Raw genomic sequence first — 14,483 nt, forward strand, 5'->3', positions numbered from 1 at the left:
TCAAGGAACCAGCGACTGGCTCACGGATGCCGTCAATGTCCACTGGAGGAGCGGCGATGAAGGCGATGATGAAGCAGGTGGTGGCGGTGAGCAGGGTGGGGATCATCAGAACGCCGAACCAGCCTACATACAGGCGGTTATCGGTGCTGGTGACCCACTCGCAAAACCGATCCCACAGGTTGGCGCTTTCGCGCTGTTGAATCGTTGTTGTCATGAGTGCTTTTTGTTGAACGAGAAATGTATGATGGGACAGGCCAATCTGGCTGTCTTACTAAGTATATTAAGGGATATGTTGAATTTTGTAAAGGCCATCGTTTAAACTCTTTACGCAGTTCAGCAACCCAACATTGCCCGCTCGACCGTTTAACCGGGCGGCCACGACATTTGACGGCCACCTAAAATATGCAGGTGCAGATGGTAGACCGTTTGCCCACCATCAGAGCCAGTGTTGATGACGACGCGATAGCCATTGGTAAGGCCAGCTTGCTCTGCAACTCGCTTAGCGGTTAACAACAGATGCCCCATAAGAGCATGGTCTTGGGATTCTGCATCGGAGAGTTTTGCGATCGGCTGTTTGGGAATGACCAGAATGTGAACTGGCGCTTGAGGATGAATATCTTTGAAGGCGATCGCCAAATCATCCTCATACACAATGTCGGCAGGAATTTCGCGACGAATGATTTTGCTGAAAAGCGTGTCTGAAGTCTCGCTCATGAAAAATCTCAGATCGGAACTGCTGAAATTTTAAGGGAATGCGGCGATCTGAAGGTGATTTGCACAAAACGATGGAGGAACGTCTCACGATTAGCACCGCGTCTACCAATACTGTCCGGAGTGACTGGCTTATCCTGGATTCAGAGAGGCAGAGGTAGAGCCGTTGCAAATAGACGGTCTGAGGCAACTCTGTCGATCTGCAAAAACGGGCTTGATGTCAATTATTGATGCCTTGATGATCTTCCTCAGAACTATACGGTTTAGTTATGGCGCACCATCAACAGTTTATTGAAGTAAAAACCAACGGCAAATCGCTACACAAAATTACGGATAAAGTCAGGTCTGTGGTTGCTGAATCGGGAATACAGACCGGATTGTGCAGTTTGTTTTTGCGTCACACCTCAGCGAGTCTCATCATTCAGGAGAACGCCGACCCAGACGTGTTGAAAGACCTGGCGAATTTTATGGCGAAGTTGGTGCCAGAAGGTAACCACTATATTCACAGCACCGAAGGGCCAGACGATATGCCCGCCCACATCCGAACCGTGTTAACCCACACATCAGAACAGATTCCGATCGCGAACGGCAGGCTTGTTTTAGGCACCTGGCAAGGCATTTATGTTTGGGAACACCGCCAGCGTAGCCACCTGCGCGAGCTAGTGGTTCATGTCTCTGGAGAATAAATAATGAATAGAAAAAGACCCTGGCTCCAAGAACCAGGGTCTTTTCATGAAAGCGTTAGCGTCATACAGGAGGAATACATAGGATGGACAGCTACCTCAGAAGTGGCTATCCTCAAACGTTTGAGATGTTTTAGATATAGGTACCAAAGTAAATCAGGGAGCCAACGGCACCAGCAACAGCGATCGCGGCTAGCAGGTTGGTGAAGAAGCGCCCCAGTTCTGTATTGCCGCCTAGCGCGGTGTAGTCATGGCTGGCGGTAAAAAACATAGCCCAAGCCTGGGTCTGATTGAGTTGCTGAAACTGATTGAAGTCTGGGCGAAATACAGTGGGTTCGGCCAGGTAGCGACCATCAAACATAGAATCAGTTTTCATATTTCTTCTCCGACATCAACGATGCGTTTAATCTTTATGTAAATCAATGTAACACAAGATTAAGATATTTAACAATGAGTTGACTAAAATTTCTACTGTGCTATTCCTGCCTTGATGAAAGGCTGGTTACGTCCTGAATCCAGTACTGGCTTCTAAAATTTCTGGATATCCTGAATCAAAACAGCTTGACTCAGCCCTATGCAGCCCTCGATTACGACCGTTCCACTACTACAGCTTGCTTCTGGCGATCGCCTATCGCTGCAAACCTATCGCTTTGTCGGTGCAGAACCGGGCAAAAAAGCTTATCTGCAAGCTAATCTGCACGGAGCAGAACTGGCTGGAAACGCGGTGTTACATCAACTGATGGCATGGTTGATGTCGCTAGAGGAAACGGCACTAAGGGGCGAAATTTGGCTGGTTCCTGTGTGCAACCCGCTGGGGGTAAACCAACGGGCAACTCACTTCGCCAGCGGACGGTTTAACCCATACGACGGTAAAGATTGGAACCGTATTTTTTGGGACTACGAAACGGAAAGCGAGGACATTTTGGCGTTTGCCCAATCTCAGCTCAATCTAGACACGATGAGCATTCAGCAGAACTACCGTCAGCGGATTCAAACTCGGTTTGCTGCCCTTGCAGAACAGCTCAACACCTCGGCTGGTGTGCCGTTTGGCGATCGCTACCGTTATCAGCTCCAGTCGTTTTGTTTAGATGCTGACTATATCATTGACCTGCATACCTCTTCCGACCAGGGATTGACCTATTTGTATTACTTTCGCGGACGGGAGGATAGCGCTGCCTTGTTCTCGCTTCCGGCAGGTATTTTGCTCGATCAATACGATGGTGATGCGTTTGACGAAGCGTTTATTAAACCCTGGTTAGCGTTGGAAGACTGTTTTGCCTCCCTGGGTCGATCGCTGCAATTTGATATAGAAGCCTGGACGCTAGAACTGGGTAGTGCAATGCAGCTTGATCCAGAATCGGTGGCATCTGGGTTGCAGGGCGTTAAGCAATACCTGGCACACAAGGGATTGTTGGCTTCAGATCAGGGTTCGGCTCCCATGCCTGCCCAAACCATGCGGTTGGTGTCTAGAAGCCAGGTGAAGCGATACTATTCGCCTGTGGGAGGCATGATTCAAGCGAGAGTTCCGCTTGGCACACAGGTCACCGCAGGGCAACGCATCTATCAGGTACTTCAGTTTAATAAGGACGGCACGTTACCTATTGTTGTAGAGGTTTATGCTGAAACAGAAGGATTAGTATTTGATGTTGCCATCAACCAGGCGGTGAACGAAGGAGAATATGTGTTGGGGATTATGTAACGGGTTGCAGTGAATGAAGATAACTACTGTGGTGGTCTACTGTTATGCACGATAGCGATAGGCAAGAGAGCGATCGCGCCCACGTAAACAGCGCTCAGGCCGCTGCATTGCCAGACATACCGGGGTTCGATGAAGCGGCCAGTGGAATGATTCCAACGGCTCCAGAGGGGTATAAATCTGGGTTTATTGGCATTTTGGGTCGCCCAAACGTTGGTAAATCAACCCTGATGAATCAGTTAGTAGGGCAAAAAATTGCGATCACTTCTCCGGTAGCGCAAACCACCCGCAACCGCCTGCGCGGCATTTTAACGACTCCGGAGGCGCAGTGTATTTTTGTTGATACTCCCGGCATTCACAAACCGCATCATCAGTTAGGAAAAGTGCTGGTTAAAAATGCCCGGATGGCGATCGATTCAGTGGATATTGTGCTGTTTGTTGTGGATGGAAGCGGAGTTGCTGGGGGAGGCGATCGCTACGTAGCCGAATTGCTAAGCCAGACGCAAACTCCAGTGCTGTTGGGAATTAACAAATCGGATCAGCAGGCCGAAGATGCAGAGGCCATCGACCAAACCTATACCGAACTGGCCAGTGTTCAAGGGTGGACAGTAACCAAATTCTCGGCGTTGACGGGCGACGGTTTAGACAGGCTTCAATCCCTGCTAGTTGAACGGCTAGAACCGGGGCCATATTACTATCCTCCTGATCTGGTCACCGATCAGCCCGAACGATTCATTATGGGAGAGCTGATTCGGGAGCAAATTTTGCTGCTGACGCGAGAAGAGGTGCCGCATTCAGTGGCGATCGCAATTGAACGTGTGGATGAAGAACCGGAGATTACTCGTATTTTGGCAACCATTCACGTCGAGCGTCCCTCTCAAAAAGGCATTGTTCTGGGCAAAGGCGGCAGTATGCTGAAGGCGATCGGTACCGCTGCTCGCCTCCAGATTCAAAAGCTGGTGATGGGCAAAGTGTATTTGGAACTGTTCGTGAGGGTGCAGCCCAAATGGCGACAGTCGCGTACTCGACTGGCTGAATTTGGATATCAGGTCGAGGACTGAGGGCGGTCAACGGCATCGTCCAGTCTCAGGCGACCGTTAGTAAACATAATATTAACTTACGTGTAATCTCAACTTTTCCTTGTGATTCTTGATACTAGGACGGGAACGATGGGGGAATGTCGATTGATGAGCCGTACCTGCCGCGATCGCACATTCAATCAGTGTTGCCTGCCTGACGCTTGGATACGCTGGGATTATGACTTTCAACCCTCCATCAAGACCGAGTCTGCGTTCCTTGAGTTCCTTTGATTCCTCACAGTTAGCCCATCCCCTTGATCTCAATCTGGGTCAAACTACGGACACCCTCTCTTCATCAACCGTTCACACTTGTGAGTGCCAACCCCATGCTTCCGACCACTCAGCTTCAATCTATTTGACGTTAGACGCTGACCAGGTTGTGGTAGCGGTTAACCCCAATGGTGCGGCTTGCCTGGGCTACACACCCGATACAATCGTGGGTCAATCGGTTTTCAACCTGTTCAGTTCAGCCGACCAGCCTAAACTCAAATCGTTTGTACAGCATTCGCTAGACGCTACCGAAATCCGTCAGGATGTGCTGCATCTAATTGGTCGAGGCGATCGCCTGTTAGCTGTTCGTGCAACGCTTCAAGCCTGGTATGGTCAAGGTACTCAACGGTTGCTGGCCTGTCATGGGTTACCGCCTCAGTCGCCGTTGTTACAGCTCAAAACCTGGCAGAAGGCTATTTCAGCTATTTTCCCGGTTAGTATTTTTGTTGCCGATGCAAACGGACAGTGTATCGACACGAGCGGCCACTACCGCGAAATGACAGGCATGACAATTACAGAAGTACGTGGGAACGGTTGGGAAGCCGCAATTCACCCAGACGATCGCCAGCGTGTTTGTGCCGAATGGTTGCAAGCCGTGCAAACAGAAGGTGCCTTTCATACAGAACACCGACTGAATCCCGACCGGGCGGCTGTTGTTTGGGTACTGGCACAAGCCATTGCCGAACGCGATAGCGATGGCAATGTAGTGGGCTATGTGGGGACGCTAACAGACATTACTGAGCGCAAATTGGCGGAAGAAACGCTGCGACAGCAGGCCGACCGGGAGAAGTTGCTGCGGGCGATCGGCCAGCATGTGCGCCAATCCCTTGATCTTAAGCAAACGCTCTACACCACCGTTACTGAAATTCAGCAAATCCTGGAAGCCGATCGCGTTCTCATCTATCGCCTGCACGCCAACGGCAGCGGCAGCGTCATGATGGAAGCCGTTGCTCCGGGGTGCAAAGCAATTCGGGGGCAGTTGCTACCAGAAGCAATACTTCCGCCAAACTACTACCAGCTATACCTGGAAGGACGGGTGAGAACCGTTTCAGATGTTGAGCAAGATTCAATGTCTGACTGTTTGGTGGAGTTACTCAAGCAGCTTGAGGTGAAGTCTAAAATAGTGGTTCCGATTCGGCAAAACGATCGGCTTTGGGGACTGCTGATTGCACACCAGTGCCAATCGAGCCGACACTGGCAACCCGCCGAAATTGACCTGCTCGAAGAAATCGCCTCTCAGGTCGAATTTGCGATCCAGCAGTCGGAGTTGTATCAGCAGGTGCAACGCCTCAACGCCGACCTGGAACGGCAAATCAATTTACGAACGGCTCAGTTGCGGCTTGCCTTTGATTTTGAAGCCACGCTTAAGCGCATTACCGATAAAGTTCGTGACAGTTTAGAGGAAGACCAGATTTTACAGGCGGCAGTGCAAGAACTGGCGCAAGTCATTGGGGTCAATTGCTGTAATGCTGCTTTGTATGATTTGGAGCAGGGTACCTCTACCATTCGCTACGAACACACTATCTCTGTTTCGTCGTCGCATGGACGGGTCGCTCAACTGGCAGCCTATGGCGAAATTTACGATCAGTTGTTTCGTGGGCAGTCATTTCAGTTTTGCTCACTGGTACCCCACCCTACCCGTGGCCATGTGGCCATGCTCAGCAGCCCAATTTTCGACGACCAGGGCGTGATTGGCGACCTGTGGTTAATCAACCACAAATACTATGCCTTCAATGAGCAGGATATTCGGTTAGTCGAGCAAGTTGCGAATCAATGTGCGATCGCCATTCGCCAAGCTCGGCTCTATCAGGCGGCGCAGGCGCAGGTGCAAGAGCTAGAAAAACTGCATCGTCTCAAGGATGATTTTCTCAGCACCGTGTCTCACGAACTGCGAACTCCCATGTCTAGCATCAAAATGGCGACGCAAATGCTGGAACTCATTTTGTTTCGCAACCAGGAAAGCAAGGAATTAGCCACCCTGCCATCCAGTTCCGTGGCCGCTTTAACCGTCCCCCACTCGCTATCGGTCACAACAGCAACCTTACAAAAAGCTTCGCGCTACTTTCAAATTTTGCGAACGGAATGCCAGCGTGAAATTAGTTTAATTAACGATTTACTCGACCTGTCGCGTCTGGATGCTGGAACCGAACCCTTGGTATTGACGGCGGTTAGTGTGCCTCAATGGATCGATCGACTGGTGGAACCGTTTATGGAACGAATGCACCAACAGCAACAGCATTTACAGATAGAGCTTCCGTCTGATTTGCCGCTGTTGACGACCGACCGCGCTGATTTAGATCGCATCACCACAGAGTTGCTGAATAATGCCTGTAAATATACTCCGGCAAACGAAACCATAACGGTATCAGCCAGGATACAGGGCGATCGCTTCCAGTTGCAATTTTCTAATTCGGGGGTAGAAGTGCCGCCCGCTGAGCAATCTCGCATCTTTGACAAGTTTTACCGCATTCCAAACCGCGATCCCTGGCAACATGGCGGAACAGGGTTAGGTTTAGCGCTGGTCAAGAAGCTGGCAGAGCATCTGGGGGGACGCATTCAGGTGTGCAGCACCACTCAACAAACCAGCTTCATTCTGGAACTGCCGTTTGTTCCAACTTCCTGAAGCCAGACCAACTTCCTGAAGCCAGATATGTGATTTCATAGCACCTGCAATCTGGACGTTATTTGAACGTTGCGGTTAACGCATTTCTGTACCGTTAGATGGATTATGTAACGCAATATTGCTATCTATCTCACAGGGTAGTAGTCTGGGTCGTTTGAATAGTGATAGCTGCAAGTAAGGACGTACACTGAGTCCCACTGTCCAACCATACGGATTCACCTAATCCTCTATTCGCGGCATGACACACACCTATTTTTCTGTTGCGCGACGCGGTATTTTTGCCAGTCTAGTTGTTTTAGTTGCAGCCGTACTCAAATTCATTCTGGCATCGTTTGTTACGTTGACCAGCCCCTTTTTGCTGTTTTGGGCAGCGGTAGTCATTAGTGCCTGGTATGGAGGCGTGATTGCAGGGGCGATCGCCACCAGTTGGGCGGGGCTGGCCAGCTATTTCTGGTTCACAGTCCCTTACGACACTGTATTAGATGATAGTTTGGGCAAACCCATTTCGATTCTACTATTTGTATTAGAAGGCGGACTGATTAGCGGCATTGTTGGAGTGTTGCACCAGGATGAACAGCGCTATAGCCTGAGCGCCAAACGACTTTCAGACTTACTACGCCAGCTCACGGAGAGTATTCAGGAGGTGTTTTGGCTGGCGTCGGTTAACGATCATCAAATTCTGTACGTCAACCCGGCGTATGAGCAGATCTGGGGAAAGTCCTGCGAGGAACTGTACCAATACCCGCTTTCGTTTCTAGAAACCGTTCACCCTAACGATCGCGATCGCTTAATTGCAGCCCGGTCTGAAGATGTAGATGGCAGGCAAATTCAGGAATACCGCATTATTCGTCCCGATGGTTTAGTGCGATGGGTGCGATCGCGCATGTTTCCGGTACGAAATCGCTCCGGGCAGGTGTATCGCATTGCCGAGGTGACGGAAGATATCACCGATCGCAAACATGCTGAAGCGGCACTCCATCAGTTTGAAGCACGCTTTACCCAACTGGCCGAAAACCTGCCCGGTGTCATTTATCAGTACTGGCAGCACCCGGATGACCGTGCAGACTGCTTCACTTACATTAGTCCCGGTTGTCAGTCTCTTTATGAACTCAGCCCGACCGCCGTTTTGGCCGATGCTGAACTGGCCTGGAATGCCATTCATCCAGACGATCGCGAAGCGTTTAAACGGTCGTTTACCAACCATACAGACGCTGAAATGCAGTGGCGGTTGGAATGGCGAATTATTACCCCTTCTGGCCAGTTGAAATGGGTACAGGGCATGGCGCGATCGCAGCAACAAGCCGATGGTTCAACCGTATGGGACGGCCTGTTTTTGGACATCACCGAGCGCAAACAGGCAGAAGCCGCCTTGCAGCAAAGCGAGTGGCGGTTTCGGCGGTTAGTAGAATCGAACCTGCTGGGAGTGGCGATCGGCAATGCCGAAGGTCAGTTTCTGTATGTCAACGATGCGTTGCTCAAACTCACAGGCTACAGCCGAGAAGAAATGCTCTCAGGAACGATCAACTGGCAGCAACTAACCCCCCCAGAATATCTGTACCTGGATGAACAAGCATCAGCAGAACTGTTGCAACGCAGCGTTTTTACCCCGTTTGAGAAGGAATACATTCGCAAAGACGGTAGCCGCATTCCTATTTTGCTAGGCGGTGCGCTGCTGCATCAAACGAACCAGCAGATCCAGGAGGTCGTTTGCTTCTATCTGGATCTGACGCAACAAAAACAAGTAGAGCGAGAACGAGAGCAGGTATTGGCGGAGGCACAAGCGGCTCGCACCGAAGCAGAATCGCTCAACCGCATTAAAGATGAGTTTTTAGCCGTCCTGTCTCACGAGCTGCGGACTCCGCTGAACCCTATTCTGGGTTGGACTCAGTTGCTCCAGCGGCGCAGACCCGATGATGCAACGTTGCAGCAGGCGCTAGCCACCATTGAACGCAACACGCGACTGCAAACGCAGCTCGTTGAAGACCTGCTTGATGTTTCCCGAATTTTGCGCGGCAAAATTAGCCTGGAGATTCGCCCGGTCAGGTTGCCAATGGTCATTGAGGCGGCGATCGAAACCGTGCGGCTCGCCGCTAGCGCCAAATCAATTCAAATTCACACAGAGTTAGCGAGGGACATTGGCTTTGTCTCTGGTGACCCCAATCGACTGCAACAGATCGTTTGGAACTTACTCTCGAACGCGGTTAAGTTTACCCCGGCTGGCGGACGGGTTTCTGTTTGCCTGACAACCGTAGAGGACGATGGGCAAACCGTCAATCCAGCCTCTGAAGGACTGGTGACTCGCTACGCTCAAATGAGGGTGACCGACACAGGCAAGGGAATTGGTGCTGACTTTTTGCCCCATGTGTTTGACTATTTTCGGCAGGCGGATAGTGCCACCACCCGCACCTCTGGCGGGTTAGGGATTGGATTGGCGATCGTACGGCATTTAGTAGAACTTCACGGTGGCACCATTTATGCAGAAAGCCCTGGCCTGAATCAAGGCGCAACCTTTACGGTACAGTTGCCCCTGATGCAGCCAGGAACAGCAACGGATACCACCCAGAAACCGGCAACGAACATGCCAACCTTAGACGGCATCAAAATCTTAGTAGTAGAAGATGATGACGATAGCCGTAACCTGCTGGAATTTAGCCTGAGGCAGTCGGGTGCCAACGTGCAAGCCGTTGCGTCAGTGGATGAGGCGATCGCCACGCTTCACCACTCGCCTCCCGACCTGCTGATTAGCGACATCGGTATGCCAGAACAAGACGGCTACATGTTGATTCAATACGTGCGATCGCTATCGCCGGACGCGGGTGGACAAATTCCAGCCATTGCGCTCACCGCCTATGCCAGAGATGACGACCGCGATCGCAGTTTAGCCGCAGGCTATCAACAACACATGAGCAAACCCGTGGATGCAGCCGACCTTGCCACCACCATACTGAGCCTGTTACGCCGCCGCTAGCGTCTCGCACCGTTAAGGATGGATGGGAAACGATCAGGTTAGTAACGAACAGGTGAAGTGGCGTTACTACTCAATAAATTGCACCAGGCGGATTTTGGAGCCAGGAACCTGACGATACGGAGCCATAAGGGTTTCAATTCGTGCAATTTGCCCCAACGCCAGACTACAGGGCATTCCGTATTTGGCTTGAACGCGATCGCTGGCAATTTGCAGCGCCGTTTGCGAACGAGCCACAAAATCATCTACTGCATATTCCTGGTTGGGCACAAAGTAGTCTTTGACCACCAGTGAAGGCGAGTAGCAAGTTTCCTGGGAACCATCGGGAAGTTCAATTTGGAACCGAATTTCAGGCATAGAGAGGTTAAAACGCAACGCTAAAGAGATAACGAGGAGGGTGAGATGCGATCGCTCAGTTGAGGATTCCAGCCGGAGGATTCGCCGTACCGCAGACCATGATAATGGTGCAGGTGCATTTGGGCAGAAGCATCCCAGGTGTAACGAGGCAGAATAGACTGACTCTGAGCCACAAGCAAGCGAGCCAGGGTGGAATCGGTCACGGCTATCATTGCGGAGGCGATCGCTTCTGGTGAGGATGGCTCGACCAGCAGGGCTTGTTGTGCAGAGAGGAATTCGGTAAACGGAGGCTGGTTAGAGGTGATCACAGGCAGCCCTGAGGCGATCGCTTCCAGCACAACTAAGCCCCACCCTTCGGTGACTGATGGAAATACAAACGCGTCCGCCGTGCGATACAAAGCAGGCAAATCTTGTTCTGGAATTACGCCAGGTAGGATGATTGAGCGGTTTAGCTCAATATTTAAAGTGTGGGCGATCGCAAAAAACTGCTCTCGATACGGCCGATAGTCAAACAGGGTTTCGCCACCCGCAATGATCAACTGAGCCTGGGGAAACGATGTCAATACCTGACGGAACGCTTGCAGCAGCGCGATCGAGTTTTTGCGCGGCTCAATCCCGCCCACGGTCAAAAAAATCGGCGTTCCGGTTAACCCTAACCGTTGCTGAAGTGCTGCTTCCGAACCGTCCAGGGTTGGGGTAAACCGTTGAGCATTGACACCGTTTAGCACTCGTGAGGCTCGAATCTGGTACTGCCGCCACAATGCCTCTTGCCAGATGGCACTAACACAGAGGCAGAGGTCAGGGGCATGAAGCGATCGCTCCTGGCAGGCTTGTAGATAGGGGCTGTTAAAGTCTTCAATGTGATGCACCGTTCGCACAAAATGAGGAATAGTGCGAGAAGTAGCGGTTCTAGGAATTTCGTCCCGCACGCGAGCCAGGGCATTGGCGCTAATGCAATCCTGTGCGTGGTAAATATCATGGGGGCGCTTAAACTGGCTTAACTCGTCTCCCAATTCCTGAATGCGCTGTTGAATGAGTGCGTCAACCTCTGCCGGAGCCGATCGCGCCGGAACGAGCTGATAATCACAGGCGGGAGCGCGATCGAACCCGGTGCCGTCCTTATCCAGGGCATACACGCAAACCGCTTGCCCCAGACGATGCAGTGCTTCTGCCAGTTCCAGCGTATGCACCACGCTGCCTCGCGGTTTAGTCGAATAGGTCACAAGCGCAATACGCAACGGGGAAGCAGTGTTCATAAGAGCCAGGAAATAGAGGCCGTTGATCGATGGCGGCAAGCTATAAATGAGTCTAATGCTAGGGAATCGCAGTCTACTCTGATCGGGTATCTGATGGAATGTCTGACGGGGTAACAGCGGCAAAGCCGGTTAACGCCTGCTGAGACAAATCCCAAAACACGCTGGAGGCTGCCCCAGACTGCAAAATCAACTGGTGCGTGGGCTGTACGTCCCCAATCGCTTCACAAACCAGATCGCGCTGCTGAAAGTGCGATCGCACCGATTCGACGCATTCAGGACGAACGCTGAGCAAAAAGCCGTAACTGGGAAAGCATAGCAGCCAACGCGCCAGGGCAACCGTCTGCGGGCAGGGCACCGCATCCAAATTTACCGTAGCGCCGCAGCCAGAGGTTTCTAGCAACATCAGCAATGTGCCGATCACGCCTCCCATGCTGATATCTTTACCCGCATCACACAGGTCTGCTTCTGCCAAATGCGGCAAAATAGCCAGGTCGTGACGCAGTTGCGCGGGGTCAGCCTCGGTTGCAGCATTCCAAAAGGGGTATTGGGGGTGCGGCTTGCCCCGCAGGTCGATCGCCATCAGTAAGCGATCGCCCGGTCGGGCATTGAAACTCGACAACAGACGGCTAGCCCGTCCCAAAATAGCAACAGACAAAGCGCTGTAGGGACTGCGGCAGTTGGTATGGCCTCCCACGATGGGAACGTTATACGCCATCGAAGCGGCTTGCATCCCCTGCCAAAGAGCCTCGCTGAGCGCTTGAGATTGGCTCCAGAAGGTGTCTACCACGGCGATCGGTCTGCCGCCCATGGCATAGATATCGCTGACGTTAACCATCACAGCGCACCAGCCCGCAAACCACGGTTCTGTTTCAACTAGCTGTGGCAACATGCCCTCTGCCGCAAATAGTAAATACCCCGTTCCGTCTGGAATTGCCGCGCAGTCGTCTCCCAGCAAGATATCAGCGTCAGCGCTACTCCACCGTTTCATTTGTTGCGCTACGGTTTGGATATCTTGCTTTTGCAAAATTCCCAACGACTGCCGCAACTGGTCTACCAACTCGGTTAACACGCCGATGCCTCGCCGACGAGCGTTGATAAGACGGGGCGGCCTTCGTGACCGGGCGGATAAAAGTTGAGGTCAGCTTCCATTAAGTGATGGGGGCGATCGCAAATCAAGATTTCCTCCAGCGATCGCCAATGCTGCCGCTGAAAAAACCGCACATTCTGGAGTTGCACGGTCGCCAAAAACTGCCGACAGCCCCAGGTGTTCGCCGTTGTTACAGCCTTGTAAATCAATCCTTTACCAATACGTCCGGCGCGGCGATAGTCTTGATGCACGCCCAATCTGCCGCCGTACCACAATCCTGGTTCCGTCTCATAAATTCGGACGACCCCAACCACAGGGTTGCCTGTCGTCAGCGTGTTGTCGATCGCCACAATTGGATAAGCGTGATGATCGATGTCATCTTCATCACTCTCGGCAAACAACGCCTGCTCATGACAGAAAATCGCTTGCCGCAACTGGAAGTAAGCGCTTACGTCCCAGGCTGATGTAGCAAGCTTGAAACTATAGCGATCGCCTGCCATGAATGGTAACTCCTTCCTGCTGAATCATTTTGAACGACAGCGGTTTAACGCCTGATTTAGCGCACTGGCGTAGCGTCAATCTTGAGTCTCAAAGGTTGACAGCGCTGAACAGGCTCCGCACTTGGCACATCCGGCTTTCATCTCCTGTGAAGACAAACCAGCCCGTTGAAGCATGGCACTCACCTGCTGGTAAAGCGCCATCATCAATTCACTGCTTGGTGCGGGTTGGTGAGCCAGTGGCGTTCCGGTGATGGGCACAAACGGCACAACAAATGGATAAACACCCAGTTGAGTCAGGCGATCGCACGCCTCTAACAACGTGGGCAAATCGTCACCCAACCCGGCCAGCAGATAGGTGCTAACCTGCCCCCACCCAAACACATCCACAGCGGCAGCAAATGCCTCGAAGTAATAGTCCAGCGGGACGCTGGCCTTTCCAGGCATCACCCTTGCCCGCACCTGCGGATCAACCGCTTCCAAATGCATTCCCAAGCTATCAACACCCGCCGCTTTCATCCGCTGGAACCAGGCAAAATCATCCGGCGGTTCGCACTGCGCCTGAATTGGCAAATCAACCACCGCTTTAACAGCTCTGGCACACTCTGTCAGGTAGGCAGCACCGCGATCGCTGGTGTTAGGGGTTCCCGTGGTCATCACCAGATGTTTTACCCCGTCCAACCGCACCGCTGCCTCGGCCACCTCTGCTAACTGCGCCGGAGTTTTACGGGCGATCGTGCGTCCAGCCTCCAGCGATTGACCAATGGCACAAAACTGGCAGGATGTTGCCGCATCGCTGTAGCGCATACAGGTCTGCAACACCGTTGTGGCTAAAACATCATGGCTATGCAGCAGGGCAATTTTCCAATAGGGAGTACCGTCTGCTGTGGTAAGACGATAAAACTGAGGCTGCGTCGGAAAACTGATGGGGATTGGGTTCACTCCATCCCGCTTCAAGACCGTTTGCTTGGTCACCGGGTCAAACTCGGTTTGATAGGGCGACTGTGTTGCCGTACTGGTGAAGATAGGCACCATCACCGTTGTGCCGTCAACTGTCACCGCTTTGTGGTCGGATGGCCCCGCGCCACCCTTACGGGCAGCCGCACTCAGGTCTTGGGGGTTTAACAGCACAGCGTCTAGAGTCGAAGAGACAGGGAGTTGTCCGGCTTCGTTCTCTAAATGTGTGGCTCCGACCTTTAGCCCGTTCGATTGTAATTCTGTAATTAACTGCTGTTTGTTCATTGGCAAGGAGCTTATCA

12 protein-coding genes and 1 pseudogene are annotated in these 14,483 nt (G+C 52.1%); 5 read left to right on the forward strand and 8 right to left on the reverse strand.

Annotated elements, in window-relative coordinates; all coding sequences use genetic code 11:
- Together IQ268_RS22115 and IQ268_RS22120 are read right to left on the reverse strand one after the other, a co-directional pair.
- Positions 1–214: pseudogene (locus tag IQ268_RS22115) on the reverse strand (photosystem II q(b) protein); the annotation flags it as partial.
- Between the two features lie 149 nt (positions 215–363).
- On the reverse strand, positions 364–714 hold the full coding sequence (locus tag IQ268_RS22120; protein ID WP_193883803.1) for a histidine triad nucleotide-binding protein: 351 nt from the start codon (positions 712–714) through the stop codon (positions 364–366).
- Positions 715–980: 266 nt separating this feature from the next.
- Here IQ268_RS22120 and IQ268_RS22125 point away from each other — a divergent pair, with 266 nt between their 5' ends.
- On the forward strand, positions 981–1,397 hold the full coding sequence (locus IQ268_RS22125) for a secondary thiamine-phosphate synthase enzyme YjbQ (RefSeq protein WP_193883805.1): 417 nt from the start codon (positions 981–983) through the stop codon (positions 1,395–1,397).
- Between the two features lie 130 nt (positions 1,398–1,527).
- Here the strand turns inward: IQ268_RS22125 and IQ268_RS22130 are convergent, their stop codons facing one another.
- Positions 1,528–1,770 carry a hypothetical protein gene (locus tag IQ268_RS22130; RefSeq protein WP_193883807.1) on the reverse strand — a complete coding sequence of 81 codons (243 nt, stop codon included), beginning with the start codon at positions 1,768–1,770 and terminating at the stop codon, positions 1,528–1,530.
- A gap of 198 nt (positions 1,771–1,968) precedes the next feature.
- Between IQ268_RS22130 and IQ268_RS22135 the strand changes: the two genes are divergently transcribed.
- The 4 genes from IQ268_RS22135 (at position 1,969) to IQ268_RS22150 (ending at position 10,030) form a co-directional block, all read left to right on the forward strand.
- Positions 1,969–3,093, forward strand: coding sequence for a succinylglutamate desuccinylase/aspartoacylase family protein (locus tag IQ268_RS22135; protein ID WP_193883809.1), 1,125 nt, complete (start codon positions 1,969–1,971; stop codon positions 3,091–3,093).
- A gap of 146 nt (positions 3,094–3,239) precedes the next feature.
- A complete protein-coding gene (era, locus tag IQ268_RS22140) occupies positions 3,240–4,151 on the forward strand; it encodes a GTPase Era (protein WP_228035633.1) in 912 nt (303 codons plus the stop codon).
- A 235-nt stretch (positions 4,152–4,386) separates the two neighbouring features.
- Positions 4,387–7,062 (forward strand): GAF domain-containing protein, encoded by a 2,676-nt coding sequence (locus IQ268_RS22145; protein WP_193883813.1) that lies wholly within the window; start codon positions 4,387–4,389, stop codon positions 7,060–7,062.
- 238 nt (positions 7,063–7,300) lie between these two features.
- Complete coding sequence (locus IQ268_RS22150; RefSeq protein ID WP_193883815.1) at positions 7,301–10,030, forward strand: PAS domain S-box protein; 2,730 nt, start codon at positions 7,301–7,303, stop codon at positions 10,028–10,030.
- Positions 10,031–10,096: 66 nt separating this feature from the next.
- On the opposite strand, the gene IQ268_RS22155 is transcribed toward IQ268_RS22150, so the two are convergent.
- The 5 genes from IQ268_RS22155 to IQ268_RS22175 all read right to left on the reverse strand — a co-directional run bounded on the left by IQ268_RS22155 (position 10,097) and on the right by IQ268_RS22175 (position 14,466).
- The gene (locus tag IQ268_RS22155; RefSeq protein ID WP_193883817.1) at positions 10,097–10,384 is read right to left on the reverse strand and encodes an MSMEG_0570 family nitrogen starvation response protein; all 288 of its coding nucleotides are present in this window, start codon (positions 10,382–10,384) and stop codon (positions 10,097–10,099) included.
- 20 nt (positions 10,385–10,404) lie between these two features.
- Positions 10,405–11,640, reverse strand: a complete 1,236-nt coding sequence (locus tag IQ268_RS22160) for an MSMEG_0565 family glycosyltransferase (protein WP_193883819.1) — start codon at positions 11,638–11,640, stop codon at positions 10,405–10,407.
- 73 nt (positions 11,641–11,713) lie between these two features.
- A complete protein-coding gene (locus IQ268_RS22165) occupies positions 11,714–12,709 on the reverse strand; it encodes a sll0787 family AIR synthase-like protein (RefSeq protein ID WP_193883821.1) in 996 nt (331 codons plus the stop codon).
- Positions 12,703–13,227, reverse strand: coding sequence for an MSMEG_0567/Sll0786 family nitrogen starvation N-acetyltransferase (locus tag IQ268_RS22170; RefSeq protein WP_193883823.1), 525 nt, complete (start codon positions 13,225–13,227; stop codon positions 12,703–12,705). The genes IQ268_RS22165 and IQ268_RS22170 overlap by 7 nt, the downstream gene beginning before the upstream one ends.
- 75 nt (positions 13,228–13,302) lie before the next feature.
- Positions 13,303–14,466: an MSMEG_0568 family radical SAM protein gene (locus tag IQ268_RS22175; protein ID WP_193883825.1), complete on the reverse strand. Its 1,164-nt coding sequence runs from the start codon at positions 14,464–14,466 to the stop codon at positions 13,303–13,305.
- Between the last annotated feature and the right edge of the window lie 17 nt (positions 14,467–14,483).

The organism is Oculatella sp. LEGE 06141 (genome assembly GCF_015207605.1).
Taxonomy (GTDB): Bacteria; Cyanobacteriota; Cyanobacteriia; order Elainellales; family Elainellaceae; genus Oculatella.

Excerpts from the sequence above, each read along its gene's own strand:
- IQ268_RS22120 (WP_193883803.1), bottom strand. The coding sequence starts at position 714 with ATGAGCGAGACTTCAGACACGCTTTTCAGCAAAATCATTCGTCGCGAA.
- IQ268_RS22125 (WP_193883805.1), top strand. The coding sequence starts at position 981 with ATGGCGCACCATCAACAGTTTATTGAAGTAAAAACCAACGGCAAATCG.
- IQ268_RS22130 (WP_193883807.1), bottom strand. The coding sequence starts at position 1,770 with ATGAAAACTGATTCTATGTTTGATGGTCGCTACCTGGCCGAACCCACT.
- IQ268_RS22135 (WP_193883809.1), top strand. The coding sequence starts at position 1,969 with ATGCAGCCCTCGATTACGACCGTTCCACTACTACAGCTTGCTTCTGGC.
- era (WP_228035633.1), top strand. The coding sequence starts at position 3,240 with ATGATTCCAACGGCTCCAGAGGGGTATAAATCTGGGTTTATTGGCATT.
- IQ268_RS22150 (WP_193883815.1), top strand. The coding sequence starts at position 7,301 with ATGACACACACCTATTTTTCTGTTGCGCGACGCGGTATTTTTGCCAGT.
- IQ268_RS22155 (WP_193883817.1), bottom strand. The coding sequence starts at position 10,384 with ATGCCTGAAATTCGGTTCCAAATTGAACTTCCCGATGGTTCCCAGGAA.
- IQ268_RS22160 (WP_193883819.1), bottom strand. The coding sequence starts at position 11,640 with ATGAACACTGCTTCCCCGTTGCGTATTGCGCTTGTGACCTATTCGACT.
- IQ268_RS22170 (WP_193883823.1), bottom strand. The coding sequence starts at position 13,227 with ATGGCAGGCGATCGCTATAGTTTCAAGCTTGCTACATCAGCCTGGGAC.
- IQ268_RS22175 (WP_193883825.1), bottom strand. The coding sequence starts at position 14,466 with ATGAACAAACAGCAGTTAATTACAGAATTACAATCGAACGGGCTAAAG.